The 2,645-nt window shown below is 31.6% G+C and carries 3 protein-coding genes; all 3 read left to right on the top strand.

Annotation, left to right across the window (positions count from 1 at the left end; genetic code table 11):
* The first annotated feature begins 156 nt into the window (after nt 1-156).
* Nucleotides 157-984, top strand: coding sequence for an outer membrane beta-barrel protein (locus EV194_RS16770; RefSeq protein ID WP_132435690.1), 828 nt, complete (start codon nt 157-159; stop codon nt 982-984).
* 221 nt (nt 985-1,205) lie between these two features.
* A complete protein-coding gene (locus tag EV194_RS16765) occupies nt 1,206-1,583 on the top strand; it encodes a GNAT family N-acetyltransferase (RefSeq protein ID WP_132435688.1) in 378 nt (125 codons plus the stop codon).
* A gap of 21 nt (nt 1,584-1,604) precedes the next feature.
* On the top strand, nt 1,605-2,417 hold the full coding sequence (locus EV194_RS16760; RefSeq protein ID WP_132435686.1) for a hypothetical protein: 813 nt from the start codon (nt 1,605-1,607) through the stop codon (nt 2,415-2,417).
* The last annotated feature ends 228 nt before the right edge of the window (nt 2,418-2,645 follow it).

Here is a 2,645-nt window from a genome sequence, read left to right as displayed (position 1 = left end):
CTTACATTGACGTTTGTGCTCCGCATAAATTTCTGTGTCGGCCGATAATTCTGACTCCCGAAGCCCCCAACATTTCATATATGTGACCGTTAGCGGTCAGGTGATAAGAGATAGTGCTTCAATTAAAGTTTAAGTGTTAATGTTAAAATACATACTATGAATTATTTAGGGAAATTATTATTTATTTTCGTAATTATGTTTTCTATAACGTCTTTAATTCTTGCAGAAAATAAAGTTAAAATAGAACATGGTGTTAAAGTTGGTTTGAATACTTCAACGGTTTTAGTTTCTTTATCAGATTATAACTCCAGTGGTTATTTAGAGAATTATACAGAATATAAGTTTAACACCGGTTTCAATGCCGGTTATTTTCTGGAAATTGCTTTATCAAAAAAACTATCATTTCAGCCAGAAATAGCATTATCAATAAAAGGAATGCGGAGTAATAGTTATATTTCAGAACAAAGACCAGCTTCATCAGGATACAATATGAGAGAGCTAAATGCTACATCAAAAATAACATCTTACTATATCGAACTCCCATTGTATATTAAAACCTATTTCTACTTTGGTGAATCCAGGAAAATTATTGCTGGTATTGGACCATTTTTTGCTTATGGAATTGGTGGTAACATGGAAGCAAAATTAAAGTTATCAGCTCCTTATGGATATTGGACAGGAAGCAAAAAGATTTTCAAAGAAGACAAGATAAATTTTAACAACAGCACATTTGTAAATGATGGCATGGTAGGTTTTAATGCCGAAAGATATATTAACGAACCCTATTGGCATAAATCTATCAAAAGAATTGACGGAGGTATTTCAAGTTTTGTCGGTTATGATTTTCAGAATAATCTGTTTGTAACTACTGTATGTAATTGGGGAATAAAAAATATTCTGAATTCTTTTGAAACAGGAAATGATAGAGTTGACAGTAGAATAAACAACCTTACTTTTTCTATTTCAGCAGGATACAAATTTTAGGAGAAAATGATAGGATTCACAACTACAAAAAAAGTTAAAAACCCGAACCGCTAACATCGTATATAAAACATTGGGGGTTAAGCACTTACGAGAAGCCTTCTGCCCCGCTCGAACTTTTGCAACGGTAGACAATGATGACACCCGCAAACCCCAACGTTTCATATACGCAACCGTTAGCATTCATGTTAAGACCGAGCATATAATAACCAAAATGAAGAAATATGGCAGTAATTATAAAATTTGACGATGATTCTTATTTCCAAGCATATATTGGCAATAACGAAGTTGGGACTTTAGATATATTGATTGATGAAGATGAATTTAGTGGAGAAATATCATATTGGCTTAATGGTATATATGTGAATAAGGAATTTCAAAGACAAGGAATTGCAACAGAATTAATAAAAAAAGCAATTGACGAATTTGAAGAAGTGTTTGTTTCAAGTGCATCACAGTGGGAACATAAGCAAAATGGAGATACTTCGGCAAGAGAATTGTGTGATGACGGTGCAGATTTAGTGAATAAGCTAATTGAAAGAAAAATCATTAAAAAAGAATGGATGATAAATCCTTTCGGTGAAGACACATCTGATTATTAATCTAAACTTTAAGATAGTTTCATGCAATTTGAGGACTCAAAACCAGAGGATAAATTCGGAAAAGAATACAACGAACATTTGATTTTCAATCAACTAAAAAAATATTCTGAGTTTTATGACTCTTTATCATTTTCGATTATGAGTTGGGCTTCACTAGGAACTAAAGCTTTTTTGAATCTAGACACTTATGCATATTCTTCAATAAAAGGTACAATTGACTCAATAATAGACATTCTTAAAAAGGGACGAATAAATGATGCGTATGCCCTACTAAGGAAGTTCTTTGATTCAACAATGATAAATGTTTATACCAATCTATTTCTTCAAGACCATTTTAATATTAACAATTTTATTGTAACACAAATAGAGAATTGGAGAAATGGAACTGAAACAATTCCAGAATACAGAGTCATTTCAAGATATATTAAAGAATCCGAAAGACTTAAACCAATTAACGAACTTTTAAAAAAAGACGATAGATATAAGAAAATTAGAGATAGGTGTAATGACCATACTCATTATAATTTTTATAGGCATCTACTTTTAAATGACAATCAAATTTATAATCCAAATAGAGTGAAATACTTGGATTTGTTTGCAAAAGATATAGAAGCAGTTTTCATCCAACATTTTGCATATATTTTTTATCTAAATGACCATTATATGATGTCAAGTGATTATTCAGATAGTTTGGATGTCAGAATAACTCCTGAAGAAAACTCTCAATGTTGGGTAGCAAATTTCATTCAGAAAATGTTTAATGACGTAATTAAAATAAGTCGTCCAGATATTGCAACAGAGATTAAACAAAAAACAGAAATGGAATTAGAATAAAAAACACGAAATGCTAACATCATATATAAAATATTGGGGTTTAGGTGTTTACACGAATCTTTCTGCCCCGCACCAACTTCTGTAACGGCAGACAAAGACGCACACCGCAGCCCCAACATTTCATATATGTGACCGTTAGGGGGGCACTCCATTTTTTTGAAGCAAATCCCTTATTTAAAGCAAATTAAAAAACAATACGCACAGATATTTAGGGAAAAAAAACAATTC

It is taken from the genome of Natronoflexus pectinivorans, from assembly GCF_004345615.1.
GTDB classification, from domain to species: Bacteria; Bacteroidota; Bacteroidia; order Bacteroidales; family Marinilabiliaceae; genus Natronoflexus; species Natronoflexus pectinivorans.
This window is presented reverse-complemented; position numbering and strand designations above follow the sequence as displayed.